This is a genomic window from Pseudomonas sp. H3_E07 (assembly GCF_054668895.1).
This window is the reverse complement of the sequence record NZ_CP162795.1, coordinates 261,348-281,397: the sequence shown is the minus strand read 5'-3', so window position 1 is coordinate 281,397 and position 20,050 is coordinate 261,348. Positions and strand designations below refer to the sequence as shown.

Here is a 20,050-nt window from a genome sequence, read left to right as displayed (position 1 = left end):
CAGTACCGGATGTGCTGACTGATACTCAGCATTCGCGAGCAAACCCGCTCCCACATGGGATCCCTCGTCGATCAGTTCTAACCGTTTGTCTTCTATATAGCTCCACAACACTGAATTTCTTGCTATAAACGCACTCCGATGACCATTCGCCGAGCCCGTCCTGGTGCTTTTGGGGGTTATCTCGGAAAAATTGCCTGTCTTTTCAGTTGCTGCGCCCTCAAGTCGGCCTTAGACTGCCGCCCCTCGTAAATTGAGTGCCGGGTGGCGCTTGAAATGGATGGCGCCCTTCCGAGACCTGCAAAGGTCGGCCGGAACGCTCCCTTATTCGCCTTAATGCACGTATTTTTTATAGAGAAATCAATGACAAAGGAAAAGTTGCTGGCCATGCCGGCGGATGACTACATGAATGCCGAACAGCACGCTTTTTTCGAGAAGTTGCTGCAAGACATGAAAGTGGAACACCACGAGCGCATTGAACAGAACCGTATCGCCATTGAAAGCCTGGACACCCCGGCCGATCCGGCCGACGCCGCTTCCGTGGAAGAAGAGCGTACCTGGCTGGTCAACGCCATCGACCGCGACCAGCGCATGCTGCCGCAACTTGAGCGCGCACTGGAGCGTATCAAGGAAGATTCCTTCGGCTGGTGCGATGACAGCGGCGAGCCTATCGGCCTCAAGCGCCTGCTGATCAGCCCGACCACCAAGTACTGCATCGAAGCGCAAGAGCGCCACGAGCAGATCGACAAGCATCAGCGCCAAGCCTGATGCGGTGAAGCGGGGGGCCGTCCTGCGGCTCCCCGGGAAAGACCCGTTACACCCCGTCTATTGATCTGCTGCAAGCTACCCCACTAAAGGCCCATGGATAATGGCCCGATAGTGGCGTTTAATGCAGCGACAATAATGACAAACAGTGGGGTAACGAAGATGGCTGGAGACGGATCTCTGATGGGCGCAGCAGTGTCACCGCAAGCGGTGGCGCGCGGGCTGCCCGGCTGGCTGACGCCACTGTTGCAGAGCGCCGCCCTGGTGTTGGTCCTGCTTGGCTTGGCGCTCGCCAGCCTGCCGCTCTACCTTTGCCTGCCACTGGCCCTGCTGGTGATCTGGCTGCCTCGCCTGAAAAGTCGCGCGCCTGCCAGCGCGCCTTCTGAGGTCGGCGATGGGATGGGCGAGTTGACTCGCGACCTGTCCTACACCACCAGCCATAACGCCCTGTCCGCAGCCGCGGTAGCCTATTCGGTCAAGCAACTGGCGGCTCGCCTGCAGTCGCAATTGGGCGCGGCCAAGCAGATTGTCAGCAGTGCCGAAGTAATGATCGGCACCGAAAAGCTCACCTCTCAACTCAGCCGCGACGCGCTGGGTGCCGCCAGCCAGGCCCATCAACGCAGCACTGAAGGCCGCGAAGTGCTGACCCAATCGATCACCCGCATGCATCAGCTCAGCCAGCGTGCCAACGCCAGTCGTGAGCTGATCGAAGCCTTGAGCCTGCGCAGCGAGGAAATCCAGCGGGTGACCCTGGTGATCCAGTCCATCGCCAGCCAGACCAACCTTTTGGCGCTTAACGCCGCGATCGAAGCGGCGCGGGCCGGTGAGCATGGGCGTGGGTTTGCGGTCGTCGCGGATGAGGTGCGCGGGTTGGCAGGGCGTACGGCTACGGCCACCGATGAAGTCGGCGTGATGGTCGCGGATATCCAGCAACGCACCGTCCAGGTGGTGGAGCAGATTCGTCAGCTCTCGACCGACTTGCAGACTGGCGTTGAACAGGTAGAGCACGCCGGCGAGCAGCTGCAAAACATCGCCAGGTTGTCCGCAGATGTGGAAGGCCAGGTGAATGAGATCGCCCAGGGCACTGACACCAATCGCACCCAGCTCGACAGCTTGTTCCATGCTGTTGAGCAGATGCGCAGCGACCTGGCCGTCAGCGACCAGCAAACCCGTCAGTTGGCCGATGCCGCCGTGCAGATGGAAGGGCAGGCCGAAACCATCAGCGAGCGTCTGGCGGAAGTAGGGCTGGATGATTATCACCAGCGCATCTATGACCTGGCCCGTGAAGGCGCCAGCCAGATTGCCGCGCAGTTCGAAGCCGATGTGCAGCAGAACCGCATCAGCCTGGATGATCTGTTTGACCGCAGCTACACGCTGATTGCCAATACCAGCCCGAGCAAATACCACACCCGGTTCGACGGCTACACCGACCAGGTGTTGCCGGCGATCCAGGAAGCGCTGTTGCCACGGCATGAAGGCTTGGTCTTCGCGATTGCCTGCACGCCGCAGGGCTATGTGCCGACGCATAACAAGGCGTTTTCCCACGCGCTGACCGGCGATGTTCAGGTGGATGCCGTGCAGAATCGCACCAAGCGCAAATTCGAAGACCGCACCGGGATCCGTTGTGGAAGCCACCAGCAGGCAGTCTTGCTGCAAACCTATACCCGTGATACCGGAGAGCTGATGCACGACCTGTCGGTGCCGATCATGGTCAAGGGTCGGCATTGGGGCGGCTTGCGGCTGGGCTATAAGCCCGAAGAGATGAAAGGCGGGCGCTAAGGATTATTGCTGTTTATGCAATGGAGCTATTCCGGGGATAGCTTTTTCCAACGCGAGGAAAACCGTAGCATGGCCAACATTGTTAGCCAGCTAACTAATGCTGCGGAGAAGCTCCATGCAAAACAAAGTCGATGTCGCCGTGATGATTGGCAGTGGCGTACCCCAAACCCTGCGTGCGCTGGGCCAGAAGGCTTGCTGGGTGGTGTTGCTCAACGGTGAGCAGCGCGGCACCGCCTTCGCCAGTCGTGATGAAGCTGAAGAGTGCAGGGCCGCCTGGCAGGCGCTGTTGCGCCTGGAGCAGTCGGACAGCCTGCATTGATTCGGCTTACTGTGATTGATGCAGGCGTTGATTCAGTTCATCCACGGGAATCGCCCATTCAGCGTCGTCGCGCAGCTCTTCCTTTAGAAAGGCAGCTTGCTGATCGGACCAGAACGGTGCATCGATCAGTTTCACGTCCTCAGGCAAAGGGTGCGCGACGATAAAGGCGTCGATGGCTTCCGGGGTTGAGTCCAGGCCCAGTTGTTCAAACAGGGTTTCCAGGGTAGGGATTGGCGCGTCCATTTCGTTCTCCATGCAGGGTGGTCGTTATGCATGGGAGGGTTGTGGTGCAGCAGAGTTCTATCGGATTATCAGGAATTGAGTGCCCCGGAATCCACGGCGGCCTTCAGGGCCTTGGCGGATTCTTTTGCGGCGGTGGCCGCCGCGTCGACGGTTTTGAACCAACGGTCTTTTTCCACCTGGTGGGTGGTGACGGTGGTCAGCGGTGGCTTGGCCCGCATGATGATCACTGCTTGGAACTCTCCGTCTACTTCCCTCGCGTCGCCATGGATGAAAAATTCGCCGATATCAAATTCCGTCACGTAGAGCCTTCCCTTGGAGATAACTGCACTGGAGAAACCTGGGCCCGCAGGGCACAAACTTCAGTGGACGGGCCAGTATGGCAGTTGTTGCGGGTCGGCGGCGCAGTTAAGTTATCGGGCGGACGAAACGACCGCTCCATGAGGTGCTTGCAACTGGGCTTCAAGTTTCTTGGCCAGTTCGCAGGCCTTGACATGGCCGCTGCGAAAGCCTTTTATTCGGCCGCTGAGCACTTCACGGATGTGGAAGAAGTTTTTGCCGGCAGGTACGACTTGGAAAAGAACCGAATCCGAGTACCCCTCGAAGCCGCCCAAGCAGTAGTATTGAGCCTCGCCCTGAGATGATGGACGGGTGTGCGAAGACATTGCATTGTAGGTTGATCGTTGCATGGCCTGCTCCTTTCGATCGATCCGGTTGACTTGATTGCAACGTTTTGGGTGGTTTTGATCGGTGCTGCTGTTTTAGTATTGTCGTCGGCGATCTGCGCCCGGTTCCATGACAGCGTGTTTATTTGTGTTTGCTTGTCGGAAAACTGCATTTTTAATTGGGTTATTCTCTGAAGTTGGTCGGCCCGCATTCTCGGGCCGTTGAACCTGTGATCTCCTGTGGTGCCTGATGACCTTGCACAAGGTCCATCGCGTACGTCCGTACTAGTCTTGCGGCGCGACAGTGGGTTCTTCTTCAGTTTTTTAAAGAATGAGTGATGGGATCGTGCCGTAATGGCCGTTTTTTTGTGCTGCCCGCTCTGGCGGGCGGCGCTCTTTTTGATGTGGGGGCGTTTCCTTGGCAGTCAGTAATCTGGATATGCACGCGTTGTTCGTGCTGGGTGATTTGCGCGCAAAGTTGGTCAAGCAGTTTCAATCCCGTTTCGTTTACATCACAGAGCAGACGCCGGAAGGTATCTACATCGCCGAGATCGATACCGAGGCAGCGATGGTCGTGGATGACAAGCCGCGTCTGGAGCTTAAAGTGGGCGATCACTTCCGCGCAGCGGTATTGCCCAGCCGTGAAGGTGGCAAGTTCGAACTGAAGTTCCGCGACATCAAGTTGACCGTCTACGGCCTGGGCGACTACGCCTTTGTGTCGTCGGCCGAAGGCCATGGCATCGTGTTCAAGGAAGGCCACAGCGTGATGCTGGTGTTTGCCGCCAACGAGCAGCTGCAAGAAGGCCTGACCAAGACCCTCAAAGCCGTGACCGGCAAAGCCGCCAAATGGCGCAAGGGTGAACTGGTGACGTTCAAGGCCAGCGAATAAGCATAAAATTCCGCGAACACCCGCTATCTCCCGGAACCTCTACTACAGTTGAGTTGACTTAACTATTCAGAGGCTTCGCGCTTACGTAGCAAAGCCGTCCGCTGTCTGCTGCGATATCGCGAGGTGCAAGGGCATGAAAGGATTGAAAACACTGTTGGCGGCCTCCCTGACGACGCTGGGGCTGTCAGTGGCGGCATTGCCGGTGTCGGCCGCCGAGGTCCCGGTGCATTTTGCCGACCTGAACTGGGAAAGCGGCAGCCTGATCACCGAAGTGTTGCGGGTGATCGTCGAGAAGGGATACGACCTGCCCACCGATACATTGCCTGGCACCACCATCACCCTGGAAACCGCCCTGGCGAAGAACGACATCCAAGTGATCGGTGAAGAATGGGCGGGCCGCAGCCCGGTGTGGGTCAAGGCCGAAGCCGAAGGCAAAGTGGTCGGCCTGGGCGATACGGTCAAAGGCGCAACCGAAGGCTGGTGGGTGCCGGAATACGTGGTCAAGGGCGACCCTGCCAAGGGTATCAAGCCCCTCGCGCCGGAGCTCAAGAGCGTGAAGGACTTGGCGCGCTACAAGGATGTGTTCAAGGACCCGGAATCTCCAGGCAAGGGGCGCTTTCTCAACAGCCCCATCGGCTGGACCTCGGAAGTGGTCAACAAACAGAAGCTCAAGGCCTACGGTTTGGACGACAGCTATGTGAACTTCCGCAGCGGCTCGGGCGCGGCACTGGACGCCGAGATCGCCTCATCGATCCGCCGGGGCAAGCCCGTGTTGTTTTACTACTGGTCGCCGACGCCGCTGATGGGGCGCTACAAGTTGATCCAGTTGGAAGAGCCGCCGTTTGATGCCGAGGCGTGGAAGACCCTGACGGATGCGGATAATCCGAATCCAAAACCTACGCGGTCGTTGGCCTCCAAGCTGAGCATCGGCGTCTCGACGCCGTTCCAGAAGGAACACCCGCAGATTGCCCAGTTCTTCGAGAAGGTCGAGTTTCCGATTGAGCCGCTGAACAAAGCCTTGGCGACCATGAGTGAAAATCACACGGCGCCACGGGAAGTGGCCCAGGTGTTTCTGAAGGAACATCCGCAGGTGTGGAAGGCTTGGTTGACAGAAGATGTGGCACAGAAGGTTGAAGCCAGCCTGAAATAACACTGCGCATGTACTGTAGGAGCCCGGCTTGCCGGCGATGGCGTTCTATCGGACGCCATCGTCGGCAAGCCGGGCTCCTGCGTTCAAGTGTTTAGAACCTGGTTTGTACTGCCAGCTCGAATGTCCTTGGCGCACCAAGGTAGTAAGCCGGCGACACATGGGCAAACTCGGCATACACCTCATTCGTCAAATTGCGTACCCGGCCCGTCACCGAGGTGTGCGAGTCCACTTTATAGCGCAGGAACGTGCCGAACAGCGTGTAGGCCGGCACTGTCTGGGTGTTGGCATTATCTGCATACACCTCGGCCACATAACGCGCATCCACGCCCCCTTGCCAATCTTCGGCAAAATCATAGGTCAGCCACAGGTTGCCCACGCGCTTGGGCACGTTGGTTGGCGTATTGCCTTTGCGCGAGACCACCGCGCCACTGGCGATTTTCTCGTTGAAGTCGTCGTACTCGGCGTCGACCCACGCGAAGTTACCCTCCGCCAGCAACCTTGGCGTGATGCGTAACGAACTGGCCAACTCGATGCCTTTGGATGACTGCGCGCCGACCGGAATACTGTTGGTCGGGTCCTGCGGGTCGGTCACGGCAAAATCCTTACGCTCGATCGTGTAAGCGGCCACGGTGGCCGAGCCTCGGCCGTCCAGGTAGTCGAATTTGCTGCCCACTTCCCACTGTTTGCCCGTCGAGACATCAAACACCTGCGTGGTGGTGTTCGGCTGCTCGGCGGCCGTGCTGTATTGCACATACACGTTGGCCGATGGGATGAACTGGTAAGTCAGGCCGACGCGACCGGTCACCGGTTCCCAGCTGCGCTTGAAGTGGCGGGGATTGGTGGCGGTGATCGCACGGTGGTTGGTGACATCCAGGTCGATAGCGTCGTAACGCAGGCCGGTGAGCAGCGAGAGTTTATCCGTGAGCCCCAGCCGGTTCTCCACGAATAACGCCTGGGTGGTGACCTCGTTGGTCTTGTCCTTGCCGAACTTCTCACGGGTTCGCGGGATGTCGTAGAAGTGCCCGGGGTTGTAGTTGTTCGGGTCCACGCTGCTGTTGCCCGGCACATTCAGCGGGGTGTTGGTGGTGCTATTGACCTTGTACTCGAAACCACCGGACCAGGTGGTCGACAGGCCGAAAAGGCTGTTGTCGTGGCGCAGCTCGAACTGGTTGCCGTTCTGTTCGCCCTGATGGCGCACTTGATAGGCCGTCGAACGGTTCACCGCACTGTTGTCGGCGTTGTACTGGTAGGTTTCCAGGTTGCGGTAGTCGCGCTGGCTGTCCAAGTGGTAGAGGGTGTTTTTCAGAGTGGTGCTGTCGTTGAGGCGGTAGTCGATGATCGAACGCGCCCAGATCGTGCGCTGCTCATAGCGACCGTCGGAAACGTTGTAGTTGTTGAAACGGTTGTGCTTGTCGATCTTCAACTCGCCCACTTTGGGGTTGAGCACCGGTGTGCCCCAGTAAGGGCTGTCTTCATGCTCATCCTGGTATTCCAGCGCCAGGGTATGCGACAGGTTGGGCGTGAGGTCACTGAGCAGGGAGAACGCCAGGCTCCAGGCCTCGCGTTGGTCGCGGTCGATGTAGCTATGATTAGTGTTGCGGCTCACGTCCAGGCGCGCGTAGTGCTGCACATCGGCGCCGGGTTCGGTCAGGGCGTGATTGACGCCAAACGCCATGCCGGCGGTGTCATAGCTGCCATAGGTGAGCTGGCCTTCGGCCGCCTGCTCTTCGCGGGTGGCCAGTTTGGTCACGTAGTTGAGCGAACCGCCCACGGAACCGGCACCGTTGATCAAGGAGGAGGGGCCGCCTACCAGCTCTACCCGGTCGTAGATCCACGCATCCACTGGCCGGGCCAGGCCGGTCGCGACATTGATTCCGTTGAACATCTGGGTGATCTGGCTGCTGGTAAAGCCGCGGTAGGAGACAAAACCGCCAAATCCTGGCGGGGCGCTGGCATTCACGCCAGGCAAGGTGTTGGCTGCGTCGCGGAAGGTCTTGGCGCCGTGGCGTTCGATGTCATTGCGGTTGGCGATAGCCACCGACGCCGGGGTTTCGCGCACACTCAAGCCCAAGCGCGAGGCCATGCCACTGGATTGGTCCAAGGCCAGGCCAGGCTCGGCGGTTTGTTCGCCATCAATGGTGGTCGGGGCCAACTCAAGGGCCCAGGCACAGACAGGCAGGCAGCCGAACAGGCCCGCCAACAGGGGTAGATGTTTCATGGTTGAATCCTGAAAAACTTGGCTTGAAAACAACGCACAGCCGCCCGTACATCCTTGCGGAAACGGTGGTCAGTGCAGATTGGAAAGCGAAGGGATCAGGCGAAAGCAGGCGGTGCGCGCGGATTAGCCGCAGGCCAGGTGAAGCGGGCAGGGATGTCAGCAGCCAGGACAATGGCCGGCGGTGGTGCATGGGGCTGTGGCAACACCGCCACATTCAGGCTGGAACTCAGCGCCGGGCCCATGCCACCGGTGGAACACAGCGGGCAACCAAAGGCCTTGGACAGCGTCGGCAGGTTCTCTTCAGTCGAGTTGGACGGCTTGGGCGCCTGAGTACGCGGGTCCACCGTACAAAACCGACCGCCGATGCCATTGAGCTGCATCCCGACCATCTGCCCGTGACCGATACTGCAGGCGAACACATTGAACAGGACGCAGCAATAGAGCATCCAGGCAATGAGCGAGCGGTCGGCACGGGCGATTTTCATGGGGCGGCACTTTACCATCAGCCGCCGACGAAATGCCTGCAGAAAATCTCAGGACGACTATCCTGTTTCGCACCTTTTCAGGGAGAGCCAGCCATGAGCTTCGTTGTCGCACGATGGATTGTCGGGGTGTTTACCTGCATCAGCATGGTCCACTTGTACTGGGCCGCCGGCGGCAAACTCGGCAGCCTCGCCGCCATCCCCCAGCTGCCCGGCGAATTCGCCAGCGGCCCAAAACCGGCCTTCAAGCCCTCGGCGCTGGGGACGTTCCTGGTGGCGATGGGGCTGGTGGCCATTGCGCTGCTGGTGTGCCTGCGGGCCGGATTGTACTTCTCGGCGGTGTCCCATGGGGCGTTGCAGTGGGGCATCAGCGCAATTGCGGTGGTGATGTTCGCCAGGGCGATTGGGGATTCGGAGTTGGTGGGGTTTTTCAAGAAGGTCGGTGGGTCGCGGTTTGCGAGGTTGGATACGTATTTTTATTCGCCGTTGTGTTTGGTGTTGGGGGCAGGGTTGTTGGTGGTGGCGTGGGGGTGAAGGGCTGATTGCTCGTCAGGATGGGCAGTCCTTATTAAAGGTTGAATGAAGTACAAGTTGGACATCGAATCGGGCATTTTCTTGGCTTTTCCTCGTTTCAGATACGCGCCGAATTCATGCGCCACGTACTCTTTTCGGTATGTTTTTTTTGCGGTAGCTCACAGGCGTCAATATATAATCGCCAAAGGTCAAATTCGTCGACCTTATCGCCAGGGCTTTAATCAAAGTTGATACATAGGTGCAGACAGGCAAACCCAACAACGAATGCCATGCAATTCGTAGGTCACGTCATTGGCGACAGCGCCTCGCCGCGAAATGTTCTTGGGGCACCATAACCCACGCATTTTTTTGGTTTCGAACGATCGCTTGAGGCATTCCGTTGCTTTCCCTACTTGCCCAGACATTCCGATATAAGAGTTTCTAGTGTGTAGATTTGGATTGTGCGAGACCTTCCAGTCTTAGACATTGTCTTCATTTGGAGCAGTGAGCATCTAACTAAAGATCGCTAGGGTATGTTCTGACTCATTGTTTCTACCATTAGGTCATGTTTGGTTTTTGTTAAGCAGTGATTTTCGTATTGATTTTTTAAAGTCTTCAATTGTCCCGTCGTCAAGGTGGCTCATTTTTTTGCAAACCTTTTAGTTAACGTAATCACCATTTTTTTGTTTCCTTCAAAATGTAAAACGGGGACCATTTTCTTTAGGAAGAGCGGTTAATACATTCAGAAAGGGCTGACTGAACACGGGGAAAAACCACTAAAAACCAACCCAAAGGCTACACAAAAAAGCGACAAAACTGATTGCAGCGCGGCAGAGCAAATAAAAATCGCTCTCATCCTTGCCCGATTTTCCGACCTGGCCGTCATGGTTAATAGAACCTCCCTTACGCAGGATTTCCCATGTCGCGCCTTGCTCGTCCCTTGCACCCACTGGCCTTGTCAGTGGCGATGGCTTTTGCCGCCGTGCCGTTGCTGACCGTCCAGTCCACCCATGCCGAAGAGAGCAGCAGCGCTGTGGGCCGCTTCTCGATTCCAGCCGGTGATTTGAGCCAGGCACTCAATAGCCTGGCCGAGCAGGCGGGCCTGGTGCTGGCGTTTGATGCAAGCCTGACGCGTGGCAAACGCAGCCAGGGGCTAAGTGGGCAATACGACACCGACGTGGCGCTGACCCAATTGCTTTCCGGCAGCGGCTTGCAAGCCTTGAAGCTCTCCGCCGACCGCTACCGCCTGGAAGCCATCCCGGATAACGGCGGGGCCATGGAGCTGCAGGCCACCACCATCAGCGGCGCGTACCAGGCTGAGAGCCCGACCGGGCCGGTGTCCGGTTATGTGGCCACGCGCAGTTTGTCGGGCACCAAGACCGACACCGCGTTGATCGAAACGCCGCAGTCGATCTCCATCGTCACCAAAGACCAGATGCGCGCGCAAAACGCCGAGAGCCTCAACCAGATCCTGCGCTATAGCGCTGCCGTTATCCCGGAGACCCGTGGCGCCACCGCATCGCGCCTGGACCAGTTGACCATCCGGGGGTTCTCGCCGGCGACCTATCTCGACGGCCTGCGCATGCCCTCAAGCCGTGATGCCTTGCCGCAGAAAGACGCCTTTGACCTGGAGCGCGTGGAAGTGCTGCGCGGCCCGGCGTCGGTGCTGTACGGGCAGGGTACGCCGAGCGGCGTGATCAACATGGTCAGCAAGCGTCCTTTGGATACGCCGTTTCATGAAGTAGGTGTGGAGTACGGCACCTTCAACAAGAAGCGTACGACCTTCGACTTGAGTGGCCCAATGGACGACCAGGGCGTGTATTCCTACCGCGTGGCCGGGCTTTTCGACGACGCCGATGGCCAGGTCGAGCACACTGAGACGCGCCGACAGTCACTGTCCAGCGCCTTCACCTGGCGCCCGGACGACGCCACCTCGTTGACCCTGCTCGGGCATTTCCAGAAGGATCCCAAAGGTGCGTCCTACGGCTCGGTGCCGGCCTGGGGCTCGGTGCTGCACAGCCCGACCGGGCGCAGTATCGATGTGGATTTCTACGACGGTGAAAAAAACTTCGAGAAAAGTGACCGCGAGTACTACAGCATCGGCTGGGCGTTCGAGCATCACTTCGATGACGTGTGGACCGTGCGCCAGAATGCGCGTTACCTGCGCAGCGAAGGCCAGTACCGCAGCCTCTACAGCAACTACCTGATGGCGGATTACCGCACCATCCGCCGCTCGACCATCGCCAGCGATGTCGACCTGGATGCCTATACCCTCGACAACCAGGTGCAGGCCAAATTCGACACCGGCCCGTTGCAGCACACCCTGCTGATGGGGCTCGATTACCAGAACACCAGCACCGACACCCTGTCCGGTTCTGGTGTATACACAGCGGGCCCGACCCTGGATATTTTCAATCCGGTCTATGGCGCGGCCGTGCCGGTGCCGGCCTACACCACCGACGGCACCTCGCGCAGCGAGCAGACCGGCGTGTACCTGCAAGAACAGATGAAGTGGGACAAATGGGTATTGCTGCTGGGCGGTCGCTACGACTGGGCCAGTACCGATAACAGCACCCAGACCCTCAGCAGCGGGGCAAAGAGCAAATCCTCTCTGGACAGCAAAGCCTCCACCGGTCGCATCGGCCTGGTCTACCTCTTCGACAATGGCCTGGCACCGTATGCCAGCTACGCGGAGTCGTTCAACCCGCAGTCAGGCACCGGCTACGGCGGTTCGGTGTTCAAGCCGACCGAAGGCAAGCAGTATGAAATCGGCATCAAGTACCAACCACCAGGCAGCAACAGCTTTATCACTGCGGCGATCTTCGACCTACGCCAGACCAATGTGCTGACCACCGACCCAGACCCGACTCACCTGTGCGGCACCGGACGCTGCCAGAGCCAGGACGGCGAAGTGCAATCCCGAGGCTTTGAACTGGAGGGCAAAGCCAGCCTCAACGACAACCTGGACATCACCGCGGCCTATGCTTATCTGGATAACCGCATCAGCAAGTCCAACAACACCGTGCGGTATGCACCCATCAGCGACATCGGCGTAGGCCCGGCCATCGCCGCCGAAGGCACCACCACCTACGGCGTGCCGCGTCACACTGCCTCGGCGTGGGCTGACTACACCGTCCACGATGGCAAACTCAAGGGCTTCGGCGTCGGTGCGGGCGCGCGGTATGTCGGCTCGTCCTGGGGGGATACCGCCAACACCCTGAAGGTCCCGGGCTACACCCTGTTCGATGCGGCGGTGCACTACGACATTCCGAACATCGCCCGCCTGAAGGACAACCTGCGCCTGGCGCTCAATGCCACCAACCTGGCGAATAAAGAGTATGTCGCGTCCTGCTACTCCTATTCGTGGTGCTGGTATGGCTCGCAGCGCACCGTGCAGGCGAGCGCGACCTACCAATGGTGAAGTGAGGGCTGTTCAACGGCCTGGCTGCCCGCTGCGGCAGCTAGCTGAAACATTGCGCAATAAGGCAATTTAATGGCCCCTTTGTAACAAAATCCTCGCCAGAATCGCTTTTATTTTCAGGTGGTTAGGTGAGGATGCAAATGCGCACTGTTGGATTCATGCTGATCGCCTGTTCCCTGGCCGGCGGCGCGGCTGCCGTGCAGGCTCGGGAGCTGCGCGAGGGGGACAAGTACATGTGCAGCTGGGGCGCCGGCACCGCCGCCAGGGCCCAGGAGCTCAAGCTGTCGGGCGTGTCACTTTACGCGGCGCGGCAGAAGATCCAGACCATGAAATTCAACAAATCCTGGATGCGCATGATGGCCATGGGCATCACCGAACAAACCTACGACAGCCGTTCACGGCTTAAGCCCGAAGCGATTCGGCAGGGCTTCTACCAGGATTGCGTGCGCTACAAAGTCGCGCGCAAATGACGGCTTAATGTGACAGCGGCGAGCTGGCATCAGGGCGAGGCCCTGTAGGCCGTTTTACAAATCCACGACATTCACTGCGTTTCTATTTGCCTACAATTGCGTCCTCTATTAGGGAGGCCAGTATGCAAACGCTAATCCGCGTAGCGACGCAGGACGATGTCGACACGGTCTTCACCATTCGCACCTCGGTGGTGCAAAACCATTTGAGTACCGAGCAAATGGCCGATCTGGGTATTACGCCGCAGGTGCTGGCCGACAGCATCCGCGCGGCGCCCTGCGTTTGGATCGCCGAGGTGGATGGTCAGCCCGCCGCCTTTGCCATGGTCGACCTGGCCGAAGGCGAGGTGTTCGCAATGTTCGTGCACCCGACTTACGAGAATCTGGGCCTGGGCCGTCAACTGATGGCGGTGGCCGAGGCTGCGTTATTTGAACGCCACGACCGCTTGTTCCTGATCACCGACGGCCGCGACGGCATCCGTGCCAACGGGTTTTATCAGCGGTTAGGCTGGAGCGTGGTCGGCCCAGTGGACGGCGATGATGTGCGTTATGAGAAGAGCAGGGCGCAGTAACGTCATGAACGCACCAGAGCCGGCATCGTCCAACAGCTTTCGCTACTTTGTGCTCGGCGTGCTCTGCGCCGCGGTGTTGCTGGGAATCTATTTTGTGCGGCTCAACGCCGAGGTTGACCGCGAAAGGGAAGCGGCCAATGAACGCTTGGCACTGTGCCGGCAAGTGCAAAGTATGGGGCGTTCGGTAATGCCAGGCAGCCCCGAACCGCAGGAAGTTTGCAAGTCGTTGAATGGCACGCCGTGATAATCGAATAGCCCTTTTTTATAAGTGGAAATAGGGTGGGTAGTTGCACCAAAAAGTGGCACTTATAGACCTCGCTACCTTAAAAAATGTGTGGTTATTGAATGACTTACAACGTTTTTAATCCGACGAAAGGATTAAAATAATCTTGTTGCGGCTTTTTACAATCGTTACTATAGCCGGGCGTTCACCTCCCACGGTTTATGCATTTTTAAATCCCAAGTTTCCATCAGCTACTTGGGATTTTTTTTGCCTGCAATTTGACCTTCGCGTCAGACTTCACTGTCAGCGAACTCCGCGCGCATCCGCCCATTGCGTTTGGCCTGGTACAACAACTTGTCGACCTCTTCGACAAATCCCAGCATCGGGCTGTCGGGTTTCACGATGCACGTGCCGACGCCCAGACTCAGGGTCAGCAGGTTCGACACCGCCGAAAAACCATGCTCGATCTGCTGCTGGCGAATCAGGTGCAAGCAACGCTGCGCCACCTGCCGGGCGGATTGCGCATCGGTTTCCGGCAGCAGCCACACAAACTCTTCACCACCGATACGCGCAATGAAATCCCGTGGCCGGTTAGCCGCCTGGGACAGGGTATGTGCAACCTGGCGCAGGCATTCGTCGCCTTTGATATGGCCGTAGTGGTCGTTGTACTGCTTGAAAAAATCGATATCCAGAATGATTAACGACAGCGGTAGCTGGCTGCGCTGGGCGCTGGTCCATTCGCGCTCCAACACGGTGTCGAACATGCGCCGATTGCCAATGCCGGTCAGGCCGTCCTGGTAGGAATATTCTTCCAGTTGTTTTTGCAGGCGCAGCAGGTGCTCTTCGGTCTTCTTGCGTTCGCTGATATCGAACATGAACCCGATCAGCGCTTCGACTTCGCCGTCCTTGCGCACCACGTGCACCACATCGCGAATCCACACGTAGTCGCCATTCACCGTCAGCGCGCGATAATCCGCCTCGTGGTCCACGCCTGCGCGGGATTGCGACACACAGAAATTCACCACGTATTCACGATCATCCGGGTGCATGCGCTCGACCCAGTCGTCCACGCTGACCCAACTCTGCGGGGGCCAGCCCAGCAGGGTTTCGATCTGCGGGCCGATATAGTTGAAGGTCATGGTCTGCCAATCGATGCGCCAGGGAATGGCCTTGGTCGACTCCAGCAAGGTCTTGTACACATCGCTGTCGGGCTGGCTCGGCGGGTCGATGCTCATGGTGGTTTTGCTCAAAGTGATGGCCAAAGGCCAACAGCGTCTTGTGATCGACGCGCCGAGTCAAGCGCTCGCCGGAGCAGCAGACGAGAGGTCGAAAAGACGGGTTTTCTGACGTCAGTGATTCGGCGTTTTCAGGGCGAAATGAGGCCCGGCTAACACTTTTGCATGGATGCTTTCATGCCCTGCAGAACCTCATCTACGCTGTCTCTATCTCAATGACCGGGTGAGGCCCGGGGGATGGGGACTTGTCATGATTTCATTCGTTGAATTCAACCGCATCATGGCTTCGGGTTTCCTGCCGCTGGCGTGCGATTGCACCTTGAACAGCGACGGCTCGTTGCGCATCAGCATCTTCGAGCCAGTGTCGGGCCGGGTTGATTTGCTGCTGACCGGCGTGTCCCCTGACGGTTTGGACAGCATCCGTTCCATCTCAAACCTGATTGGCGAGTTGCGCACCGAGATCAAGGCCGGGCGCCGTGGTTTTGCGGCGGTTGGCTAGCCGTTGACGCTGTGGGTCGGCGTATCGAGCGCGCCGTAATAGCGCCAGCAGCAATGGCGGTGTTCCGGCACGATCACGCAGCCGCTGAGGCTGACGATCAGCAATGCGGCAATCAGCAGGTAAAGTCGGCGGGACATGGTGTTTCCTCTTCGGTTGATCAGCGTTAATCCTTCAACGTCGCCATCTGCGTAAATCCGTCGCGAAGCTTTCAAACATTTCATCAAGCCCCTTCATCCCCTGGGCAATACTGCCTGCGTAAATAATCCGCGCGTCCTGCGACGGATTTTTCGACTTGCCCCGTTCAACCCATCAGCAACCGGCACTTTCGCTCGTTGCATGAAGGAGTTGCCATGAGACCCCTGGCCACAGTGCGCTTTGCCTTGCTTGCTCCGCTGACACTCGCCGCGTTTGTCAGCACCTCGGTGTTTGCCCAGACCGAAATCATCATCCGCCAGGCGCCGCCACCGGAGCGTGTGGAAATGGTTCCCGTGGAGCGACCGGGCTACGCCTGGGACCGTGGCCATTGGCGCTGGGAAGGGCGCGGCTATGGCTGGGTGCCAGGCCACTGGCAGCCGGTGATGCGCAATGCGCGTTGGGCGCCCGGCCATTGGGAGGCCCACGGTCCGAACTGGTACTGGCGCGAAGGGCATTGGATCCGCTGACCGAGAATTGCCCGATTGAAAGACTCTGATCCGGACGTTGAACTGCTCGCACGTATCGGCAACAACGACCCTGCGGCCGTCAACGAAATGGTGACGCGCAAACTGCCGCGTCTGCTGGCGCTCGCCAGCCGGATCCTGGGGGATGCCGACGAAGCCAAGGACGTGGCCCAGGAAAGCTTCCTGCGCATCTGGCGCCAGGCGGCGAGTTGGCGCAGTGGCGAGGCGCGTTTCGACACCTGGCTGCATCGGGTGGCGCTCAACCTGTGCCATGACCGATTGCGTCGGCGCAAGCAACGTCCTTTGTCCGAGGAGGAGGTGCTGGAGCTGGCGGACAGCGCAGCGCCTCTGGATGAGCAATTGGAAAGCGCCGACCGCAGCGCACGCATGGCCGCCGCCTTGGCCGCTTTGCCCGAGCGCCAGCGCGAGGCGATTGTGTTGCAGTACTACCAGGAGCTGTCGAACATCGACGCCGCGGCCCTGATGAACATCAGCGTCGAGGCACTGGAGAGCCTGCTGTCGCGGGCCCGACGCCAGTTGCGCAGCCAACTTGCCGATACATCCGGGCTTGCCCGCCCAGGAAGGGGAACATCATGACACCTGAACGATTTGCTTATCTGGCCGACGCCTATGGGGCCGACCTACAGCGTTGGCCTGTGGCTGAACGCGGCGCCGCCCAGGAGCTGCTCGACAGCGCTAACGCCAGTGCCCGTGAAGCGTTGAATCAGGCCGGTTGGCTCGACGCCGAACTGGACAGCCATCAACTGGCATTGACCGACCCGGCGCTGGCTCGGCAGATCCGTCAGTCGGTGCCGCGTCGCGCGTCGTTCTGGTCGCGCTACGCCGGTTGGTTGTCACCGGCAGGGCTGGTGGGCGCGGGCATTGCGGGTGTCGTCACCGGCATGCTGGTGGCGTCCATGAGCGTGCCATTGCCATGGGTGTCCGCCGAGGTGTTGCCCAGTGTGTTTGACCAGGGCGATGCGCAAGTCATCTTTACCGTCAACGCCGAGGAAGCCGAGCAATGAGCGCTCAATCCCTGAAACCGTGGCTGCTGGTCTCGGTATTGCTCAATGTGTTCTTGATCGGCGGGCTGGCTGGTGGTCTTTACCACTGGATAGCCAGCACCCAACCTGCCGAAGTGGTGGTCAACCAGCATGGGTTGCGTCAGGCCATGGTCAAGTTATCGCCGGAGCGGCGCAGGGAATTGCGCCAACTGTTGCGTCATAACACCGCCGATAGCCAGCCGCTGATCATGGCCGGGCGTGCGGCGCGCCTGGGGGTAATCAAGCAGATGGAAGCGCCGACGCTGGATCGGGGAGCGTTGACCACCGAACTGGCCCAGGCCCGCGAAGCCGACATGGCGCTTCGTGCATTGGTGGATAGCACGCTGGCGCAGTTTGCCAGCACCTTGGCGCAGGACGAGCGGCAAAAGCTGGTGGAGGCGTTGTACCAGCGTGGGCAGGGGAGGCCCAAAGGCAAGCTCAACGCGCCAACAATGGAATCAAAGTAGCAGGCAAAAAAATCCCGCCTGGAGAGGCGGGATCGGGCTTCAGGCGTGCCCGTGCATCACGCCGGGAACAGCTCGCTCAGTTTCATGGCCAGCATCATGTCGCCTTCGGTGCGCAGCTTGCCGCCCATGAAGGCCTGCATGCCGTCGGTCTCGCCGCTGACGATACCTTTCATGGTTTCAGCGTCCATCACCAGGGTGACCTGGGCGTCTGGGTTTTCGCCTTCCAGCAATTCGCAGGTGTTGTTTTTCACCACCAGCGAGAAGTTCTGGGTGTCGTCGATACGGAAACCGAACACCAGGTCCAGGCCGTCAGCGGCGGCTGGGTTGAATTTGGCTTTCATTGCTTCTACAGCTTTGGCTACGTCAGTCATGGTTTCGATCCTTTAGGGTAGAGTCCAGTGACCTTGGGGTCACGGTTGGCCGCAGTTCATCGGAACGTGATGAGCTGCGGCGCCTTCAACAGTTGCAAGTGGGTATGACTGTTGAAGGAAGCCAGTGCCACCTCGCGACCGCGGAATTTCAGCTGGTTGAGCGAGGTGTTAACAATTTGCCAGTTCAGTTCGAAGGCCTGGGCGGCAGGCATTCGGGTAATCAGGTGGAGCAGGGCGGTGATGGTGCCGCCGGAGGTGAACACGGCGATCTTCTGCGCGTTGTCCGCCGCCTCGAGCATCCGTTGCAGGCCTCCCTGCACACGCTCCACGAAACCCAGCCAGCTTTCCAGCCCCGGTGGGTCATAAGTGCCGGCCAGCCAGCGCTCGATGATCAGGGCGAAGATACGCTGGAACTCGCTGCGGTTCTGCGCGGCATTGCGCAGAATTTCCAGGGCTTCAGGTTCGGTGGTCAGCAGGTCGGGGAGCAGGGCGCGGATGATTGCGTCGGCGTCGAATTCGTTGAAGGCGCTGTCGATTTCCAGCGCCGGCACTGGCAGGCCCAGGGCGCTGTACTGATCGAAGGCGGCGGTGGCGGTGTGCTGCTGGCGACGCAGGTCGCCGGCCACACAGCGGTCGAACACCAGGCCCATGTCGGCCAAGTGGCGGCCGAGCACTTGCGCCTGTTCCACGCCGACGGGCGACAGGACGTCATAGTCGTCTGCACCGAAGGAGGCCTGGCCATGTCGAATCAGATAGATGCTGCCCACGTCCGTTTTCCCGGTACGTTGAAAGTCTGGCGAGGTTATGAGGATGCCTGCGAGCTGTCAATGAAAAAACATACGCTTGTTTTAAAAGCTCGTTGGAGGGCGCCTGGTGGCGGTTTGAGCACTGGCTCCCGGCAAGCCCCGTCGGTATGCTTGGGCAATCCGCGCCTGGCGCACCGCACCTGTAAGGAGAACTATGGATTTTCTGGCCGAATACGCGAGCTTTCTGGCGAAGACCGTGACCCTGGTGGTCGCTATTCTGGTGGTACTGATCAGTTTCGCGGCCCTGCGCAGCAAAGGGCGTCGCAAATCCGCCGGCCAGTTGCAGGTCAGCAAGCTCAATGACTTCTACAAGGGCCTGCGCGAGCGCCTGGAATCGACCCTGCTCGACAAGGACCAGCTCAAGGCCCTGCGTAAATCCGAAGGCAAGGCCGAAAAGAAGAAGGGCAAGCAGAAAGCCGAGGCCAAGCCACGGGTGTTTGTGCTGGATTTTGATGGCGACATCAAGGCCTCCGCCACTGAAAGCCTGCGCCATGAGATCACGGCCTTGCTGAGCCTGGCCACGCCGAAGGATGAAGTGGTGCTGCGCCTGGAAAGCGGCGGTGGCATGGTCCACAGCTACGGCCTGGCCTCATCGCAGCTGGCGCGTATCCGCCAGGCAGGGGTGCCCTTGACCGTGTGCATCGACAAGGTCGCAGCCAGCGGCGGCTACATGATGGCGTGCATTGGCGAGAAAATCATCAGTGCGCCGTTTGCCATCCTCGGCTCCATTGGCGTCGTGGCGCAGTTGCCTAACGTCAACCGCCTGCTGAAGAAGCACGACATCGACTTCGAAGTGCTGACCGCCGGTGAGTACAAGCGCACCCTCACGGTGTTTGGCGAAAACACTGAAAAGGGCCGCGAGAAGTTCCAGGAGGACCTGGACATCACTCACCAACTGTTCAAGAACTTCGTCTCGCGCTACCGCCCGCAGTTGGCGATTGATGACGTGGCGACCGGAGAAGTGTGGCTGGGTGTTGCAGCGCTCGATAAGCAATTGGTCGACGAACTGCAGACCAGCGACGAATACCTGGCCACCAAGGCCAAGACCGCCGAGGTGTTCCACCTGCATTATGCCGAGCGCAAGAGCTTGCAGGAGCGAGTTGGGCTGGCGGCCAGTGGCTCAGTGGACCGCGTGTTGCTGACCTGGTGGAGCCGGTTGACCCAGCAGCGCTTCTGGTAACCCGACCTCCAGAACGTAGACGCCCCCCCCTGTGGGAGCGGGCTTGCCCGCGAATGCGATGTCTCAGTCAGTGCATCTGCTCCTGACACA

At 59.2% G+C, this 20,050-nt stretch carries 25 protein-coding genes; 16 read left to right on the top strand and 9 right to left on the bottom strand.

What is annotated here, in order from left to right; translation table 11 throughout:
* The first annotated feature begins 360 nt into the window (after positions 1-360).
* From AB4O08_RS01260 to AB4O08_RS01250, 3 genes are all read left to right on the top strand, one after another.
* Entirely contained in the window at positions 361-765 is a 405-nt protein-coding gene (locus tag AB4O08_RS01260) for a TraR/DksA family transcriptional regulator (RefSeq protein WP_003191666.1), read from the top strand.
* A gap of 93 nt (positions 766-858) precedes the next feature.
* Positions 859-2,541: a methyl-accepting chemotaxis protein gene (locus AB4O08_RS01255; protein WP_370737432.1), complete on the top strand. Its 1,683-nt coding sequence runs from the start codon at positions 859-861 to the stop codon at positions 2,539-2,541.
* Between the two features lie 115 nt (positions 2,542-2,656).
* Positions 2,657-2,860 carry a hypothetical protein gene (locus tag AB4O08_RS01250; protein WP_010211013.1) on the top strand — a complete coding sequence of 68 codons (204 nt, stop codon included), beginning with the start codon at positions 2,657-2,659 and terminating at the stop codon, positions 2,858-2,860.
* A 6-nt stretch (positions 2,861-2,866) separates the two neighbouring features.
* On the opposite strand, the gene AB4O08_RS01245 is transcribed toward AB4O08_RS01250, so the two are convergent.
* From AB4O08_RS01245 to AB4O08_RS01235, 3 genes are all read right to left on the bottom strand, one after another.
* Positions 2,867-3,103 carry a DUF2789 domain-containing protein gene (locus tag AB4O08_RS01245; protein WP_010211012.1) on the bottom strand — a complete coding sequence of 79 codons (237 nt, stop codon included), beginning with the start codon at positions 3,101-3,103 and terminating at the stop codon, positions 2,867-2,869.
* 68 nt (positions 3,104-3,171) lie between these two features.
* Positions 3,172-3,402 (bottom strand): hypothetical protein, encoded by a 231-nt coding sequence (locus AB4O08_RS01240; protein WP_010211011.1) that lies wholly within the window; start codon positions 3,400-3,402, stop codon positions 3,172-3,174.
* 111 nt (positions 3,403-3,513) lie between these two features.
* Positions 3,514-3,789 (bottom strand): hypothetical protein, encoded by a 276-nt coding sequence (locus AB4O08_RS01235; protein WP_021491717.1) that lies wholly within the window; start codon positions 3,787-3,789, stop codon positions 3,514-3,516.
* Between the two features lie 415 nt (positions 3,790-4,204).
* Between AB4O08_RS01235 and AB4O08_RS01230 the strand changes: the two genes are divergently transcribed.
* Together AB4O08_RS01230 and AB4O08_RS01225 are read left to right on the top strand one after the other, a co-directional pair.
* On the top strand, positions 4,205-4,654 hold the full coding sequence (locus AB4O08_RS01230) for a hypothetical protein (RefSeq protein WP_010211009.1): 450 nt from the start codon (positions 4,205-4,207) through the stop codon (positions 4,652-4,654).
* 133 nt (positions 4,655-4,787) lie between these two features.
* A complete protein-coding gene (locus AB4O08_RS01225; RefSeq protein WP_460114651.1) occupies positions 4,788-5,804 on the top strand; it encodes an ABC transporter substrate-binding protein in 1,017 nt (338 codons plus the stop codon).
* Positions 5,805-5,895: 91 nt separating this feature from the next.
* Here AB4O08_RS01225 and AB4O08_RS01220 read toward each other — a convergent pair whose 3' ends face one another.
* Positions 5,896-8,022 carry a TonB-dependent receptor gene (locus tag AB4O08_RS01220; protein ID WP_106119695.1) on the bottom strand — a complete coding sequence of 709 codons (2,127 nt, stop codon included), beginning with the start codon at positions 8,020-8,022 and terminating at the stop codon, positions 5,896-5,898.
* A 95-nt stretch (positions 8,023-8,117) separates the two neighbouring features.
* Positions 8,118-8,507 (bottom strand): DUF2946 domain-containing protein, encoded by a 390-nt coding sequence (locus AB4O08_RS01215; RefSeq protein WP_106119696.1) that lies wholly within the window; start codon positions 8,505-8,507, stop codon positions 8,118-8,120.
* Positions 8,508-8,600: 93 nt separating this feature from the next.
* On the opposite strand from AB4O08_RS01215, the gene AB4O08_RS01210 reads away from it, so the two are divergent.
* The 5 genes from AB4O08_RS01210 to AB4O08_RS01190 all read left to right on the top strand — a co-directional run bounded on the left by AB4O08_RS01210 (position 8,601) and on the right by AB4O08_RS01190 (position 13,721).
* A complete protein-coding gene (locus tag AB4O08_RS01210) occupies positions 8,601-9,038 on the top strand; it encodes a DUF3995 domain-containing protein (RefSeq protein WP_010211004.1) in 438 nt (145 codons plus the stop codon).
* 898 nt (positions 9,039-9,936) lie between these two features.
* The gene (locus AB4O08_RS01205) at positions 9,937-12,438 is read left to right on the top strand and encodes a TonB-dependent siderophore receptor (protein WP_460114650.1); all 2,502 of its coding nucleotides are present in this window, start codon (positions 9,937-9,939) and stop codon (positions 12,436-12,438) included.
* Between the two features lie 140 nt (positions 12,439-12,578).
* Positions 12,579-12,908, top strand: coding sequence for a hypothetical protein (locus AB4O08_RS01200; RefSeq protein WP_010211002.1), 330 nt, complete (start codon positions 12,579-12,581; stop codon positions 12,906-12,908).
* A gap of 122 nt (positions 12,909-13,030) precedes the next feature.
* The gene (locus AB4O08_RS01195) at positions 13,031-13,477 is read left to right on the top strand and encodes a GNAT family N-acetyltransferase (protein ID WP_021491712.1); all 447 of its coding nucleotides are present in this window, start codon (positions 13,031-13,033) and stop codon (positions 13,475-13,477) included.
* A gap of 4 nt (positions 13,478-13,481) precedes the next feature.
* Positions 13,482-13,721: a hypothetical protein gene (locus AB4O08_RS01190; protein ID WP_460114649.1), complete on the top strand. Its 240-nt coding sequence runs from the start codon at positions 13,482-13,484 to the stop codon at positions 13,719-13,721.
* A 269-nt stretch (positions 13,722-13,990) separates the two neighbouring features.
* Here AB4O08_RS01190 and AB4O08_RS01185 read toward each other — a convergent pair whose 3' ends face one another.
* Entirely contained in the window at positions 13,991-14,935 is a 945-nt protein-coding gene (locus AB4O08_RS01185) for a GGDEF domain-containing protein (protein WP_021491711.1), read from the bottom strand.
* A 250-nt stretch (positions 14,936-15,185) separates the two neighbouring features.
* Between AB4O08_RS01185 and AB4O08_RS01180 the strand changes: the two genes are divergently transcribed.
* Positions 15,186-15,434: a DUF1652 domain-containing protein gene (locus AB4O08_RS01180; RefSeq protein ID WP_010210998.1), complete on the top strand. Its 249-nt coding sequence runs from the start codon at positions 15,186-15,188 to the stop codon at positions 15,432-15,434.
* Here AB4O08_RS01180 and AB4O08_RS01175 read toward each other — a convergent pair.
* Positions 15,431-15,571, bottom strand: a complete 141-nt coding sequence (locus AB4O08_RS01175) for a hypothetical protein (RefSeq protein WP_010210997.1) — start codon at positions 15,569-15,571, stop codon at positions 15,431-15,433. The genes AB4O08_RS01180 and AB4O08_RS01175 overlap by 4 nt on opposite strands.
* 213 nt (positions 15,572-15,784) lie before the next feature.
* Between AB4O08_RS01175 and AB4O08_RS01170 the strand changes: the two genes are divergently transcribed.
* From AB4O08_RS01170 to AB4O08_RS01155, 4 genes are read left to right on the top strand one after another with little or no spacing between them, the layout of a single operon-like run.
* Positions 15,785-16,096, top strand: coding sequence for a YXWGXW repeat-containing protein (locus tag AB4O08_RS01170; RefSeq protein WP_021491709.1), 312 nt, complete (start codon positions 15,785-15,787; stop codon positions 16,094-16,096).
* A 15-nt stretch (positions 16,097-16,111) separates the two neighbouring features.
* A complete protein-coding gene (locus tag AB4O08_RS01165; RefSeq protein WP_045792247.1) occupies positions 16,112-16,690 on the top strand; it encodes an RNA polymerase sigma factor in 579 nt (192 codons plus the stop codon).
* The gene (locus AB4O08_RS01160) at positions 16,687-17,118 is read left to right on the top strand and encodes a hypothetical protein (RefSeq protein ID WP_010210994.1); all 432 of its coding nucleotides are present in this window, start codon (positions 16,687-16,689) and stop codon (positions 17,116-17,118) included. Before AB4O08_RS01165 ends, AB4O08_RS01160 begins: the two co-directional genes overlap by 4 nt.
* Positions 17,115-17,603, top strand: a complete 489-nt coding sequence (locus tag AB4O08_RS01155) for a periplasmic heavy metal sensor (RefSeq protein WP_045792245.1) — start codon at positions 17,115-17,117, stop codon at positions 17,601-17,603. The genes AB4O08_RS01160 and AB4O08_RS01155 overlap by 4 nt, the downstream gene beginning before the upstream one ends.
* Positions 17,604-17,659: 56 nt before the next feature.
* Here AB4O08_RS01155 and AB4O08_RS01150 read toward each other — a convergent pair whose 3' ends face one another.
* Entirely contained in the window at positions 17,660-17,974 is a 315-nt protein-coding gene (locus tag AB4O08_RS01150) for an SCP2 sterol-binding domain-containing protein (RefSeq protein ID WP_010210990.1), read from the bottom strand.
* 56 nt (positions 17,975-18,030) lie between these two features.
* Positions 18,031-18,741 carry a histidine phosphatase family protein gene (locus AB4O08_RS01145; protein ID WP_010210989.1) on the bottom strand — a complete coding sequence of 237 codons (711 nt, stop codon included), beginning with the start codon at positions 18,739-18,741 and terminating at the stop codon, positions 18,031-18,033.
* Between the two features lie 193 nt (positions 18,742-18,934).
* Here AB4O08_RS01145 and sohB point away from each other — a divergent pair, with 193 nt between their 5' ends.
* Positions 18,935-19,960, top strand: a complete 1,026-nt coding sequence (sohB, locus tag AB4O08_RS01140; protein WP_010210988.1) for a protease SohB — start codon at positions 18,935-18,937, stop codon at positions 19,958-19,960.
* The last annotated feature ends 90 nt before the right edge of the window (positions 19,961-20,050 follow it).

Bases quoted from the DNA above. Each gene is read 5' to 3' on its own strand.
- AB4O08_RS01200 (WP_010211002.1), top strand. From the start codon at position 12,579: ATGCGCACTGTTGGATTCATGCTGATCGCCTGTTCCCTGGCCGGCGGC.
- AB4O08_RS01170 (WP_021491709.1), top strand. From the start codon at position 15,785: ATGAGACCCCTGGCCACAGTGCGCTTTGCCTTGCTTGCTCCGCTGACA.
- AB4O08_RS01160 (WP_010210994.1), top strand. From the start codon at position 16,687: ATGACACCTGAACGATTTGCTTATCTGGCCGACGCCTATGGGGCCGAC.
- AB4O08_RS01185 (WP_021491711.1), bottom strand. From the start codon at position 14,935: ATGAGCATCGACCCGCCGAGCCAGCCCGACAGCGATGTGTACAAGACC.
- AB4O08_RS01210 (WP_010211004.1), top strand. From the start codon at position 8,601: ATGAGCTTCGTTGTCGCACGATGGATTGTCGGGGTGTTTACCTGCATC.
- AB4O08_RS01250 (WP_010211013.1), top strand. From the start codon at position 2,657: ATGCAAAACAAAGTCGATGTCGCCGTGATGATTGGCAGTGGCGTACCC.
- AB4O08_RS01195 (WP_021491712.1), top strand. From the start codon at position 13,031: ATGCAAACGCTAATCCGCGTAGCGACGCAGGACGATGTCGACACGGTC.
- AB4O08_RS01180 (WP_010210998.1), top strand. From the start codon at position 15,186: ATGATTTCATTCGTTGAATTCAACCGCATCATGGCTTCGGGTTTCCTG.
- AB4O08_RS01225 (WP_460114651.1), top strand. From the start codon at position 4,788: ATGAAAGGATTGAAAACACTGTTGGCGGCCTCCCTGACGACGCTGGGG.
- AB4O08_RS01230 (WP_010211009.1), top strand. From the start codon at position 4,205: ATGCACGCGTTGTTCGTGCTGGGTGATTTGCGCGCAAAGTTGGTCAAG.
- AB4O08_RS01175 (WP_010210997.1), bottom strand. From the start codon at position 15,571: ATGTCCCGCCGACTTTACCTGCTGATTGCCGCATTGCTGATCGTCAGC.
- AB4O08_RS01260 (WP_003191666.1), top strand. From the start codon at position 361: ATGACAAAGGAAAAGTTGCTGGCCATGCCGGCGGATGACTACATGAAT.
- AB4O08_RS01235 (WP_021491717.1), bottom strand. From the start codon at position 3,789: ATGCAACGATCAACCTACAATGCAATGTCTTCGCACACCCGTCCATCA.
- AB4O08_RS01150 (WP_010210990.1), bottom strand. From the start codon at position 17,974: ATGACTGACGTAGCCAAAGCTGTAGAAGCAATGAAAGCCAAATTCAAC.
- AB4O08_RS01220 (WP_106119695.1), bottom strand. From the start codon at position 8,022: ATGAAACATCTACCCCTGTTGGCGGGCCTGTTCGGCTGCCTGCCTGTC.
- sohB (WP_010210988.1), top strand. From the start codon at position 18,935: ATGGATTTTCTGGCCGAATACGCGAGCTTTCTGGCGAAGACCGTGACC.
- AB4O08_RS01155 (WP_045792245.1), top strand. From the start codon at position 17,115: ATGAGCGCTCAATCCCTGAAACCGTGGCTGCTGGTCTCGGTATTGCTC.
- AB4O08_RS01255 (WP_370737432.1), top strand. From the start codon at position 859: ATGGATAATGGCCCGATAGTGGCGTTTAATGCAGCGACAATAATGACA.
- AB4O08_RS01190 (WP_460114649.1), top strand. From the start codon at position 13,482: ATGAACGCACCAGAGCCGGCATCGTCCAACAGCTTTCGCTACTTTGTG.
- AB4O08_RS01205 (WP_460114650.1), top strand. From the start codon at position 9,937: ATGTCGCGCCTTGCTCGTCCCTTGCACCCACTGGCCTTGTCAGTGGCG.
- AB4O08_RS01245 (WP_010211012.1), bottom strand. From the start codon at position 3,103: ATGGACGCGCCAATCCCTACCCTGGAAACCCTGTTTGAACAACTGGGC.
- AB4O08_RS01215 (WP_106119696.1), bottom strand. From the start codon at position 8,507: ATGAAAATCGCCCGTGCCGACCGCTCGCTCATTGCCTGGATGCTCTAT.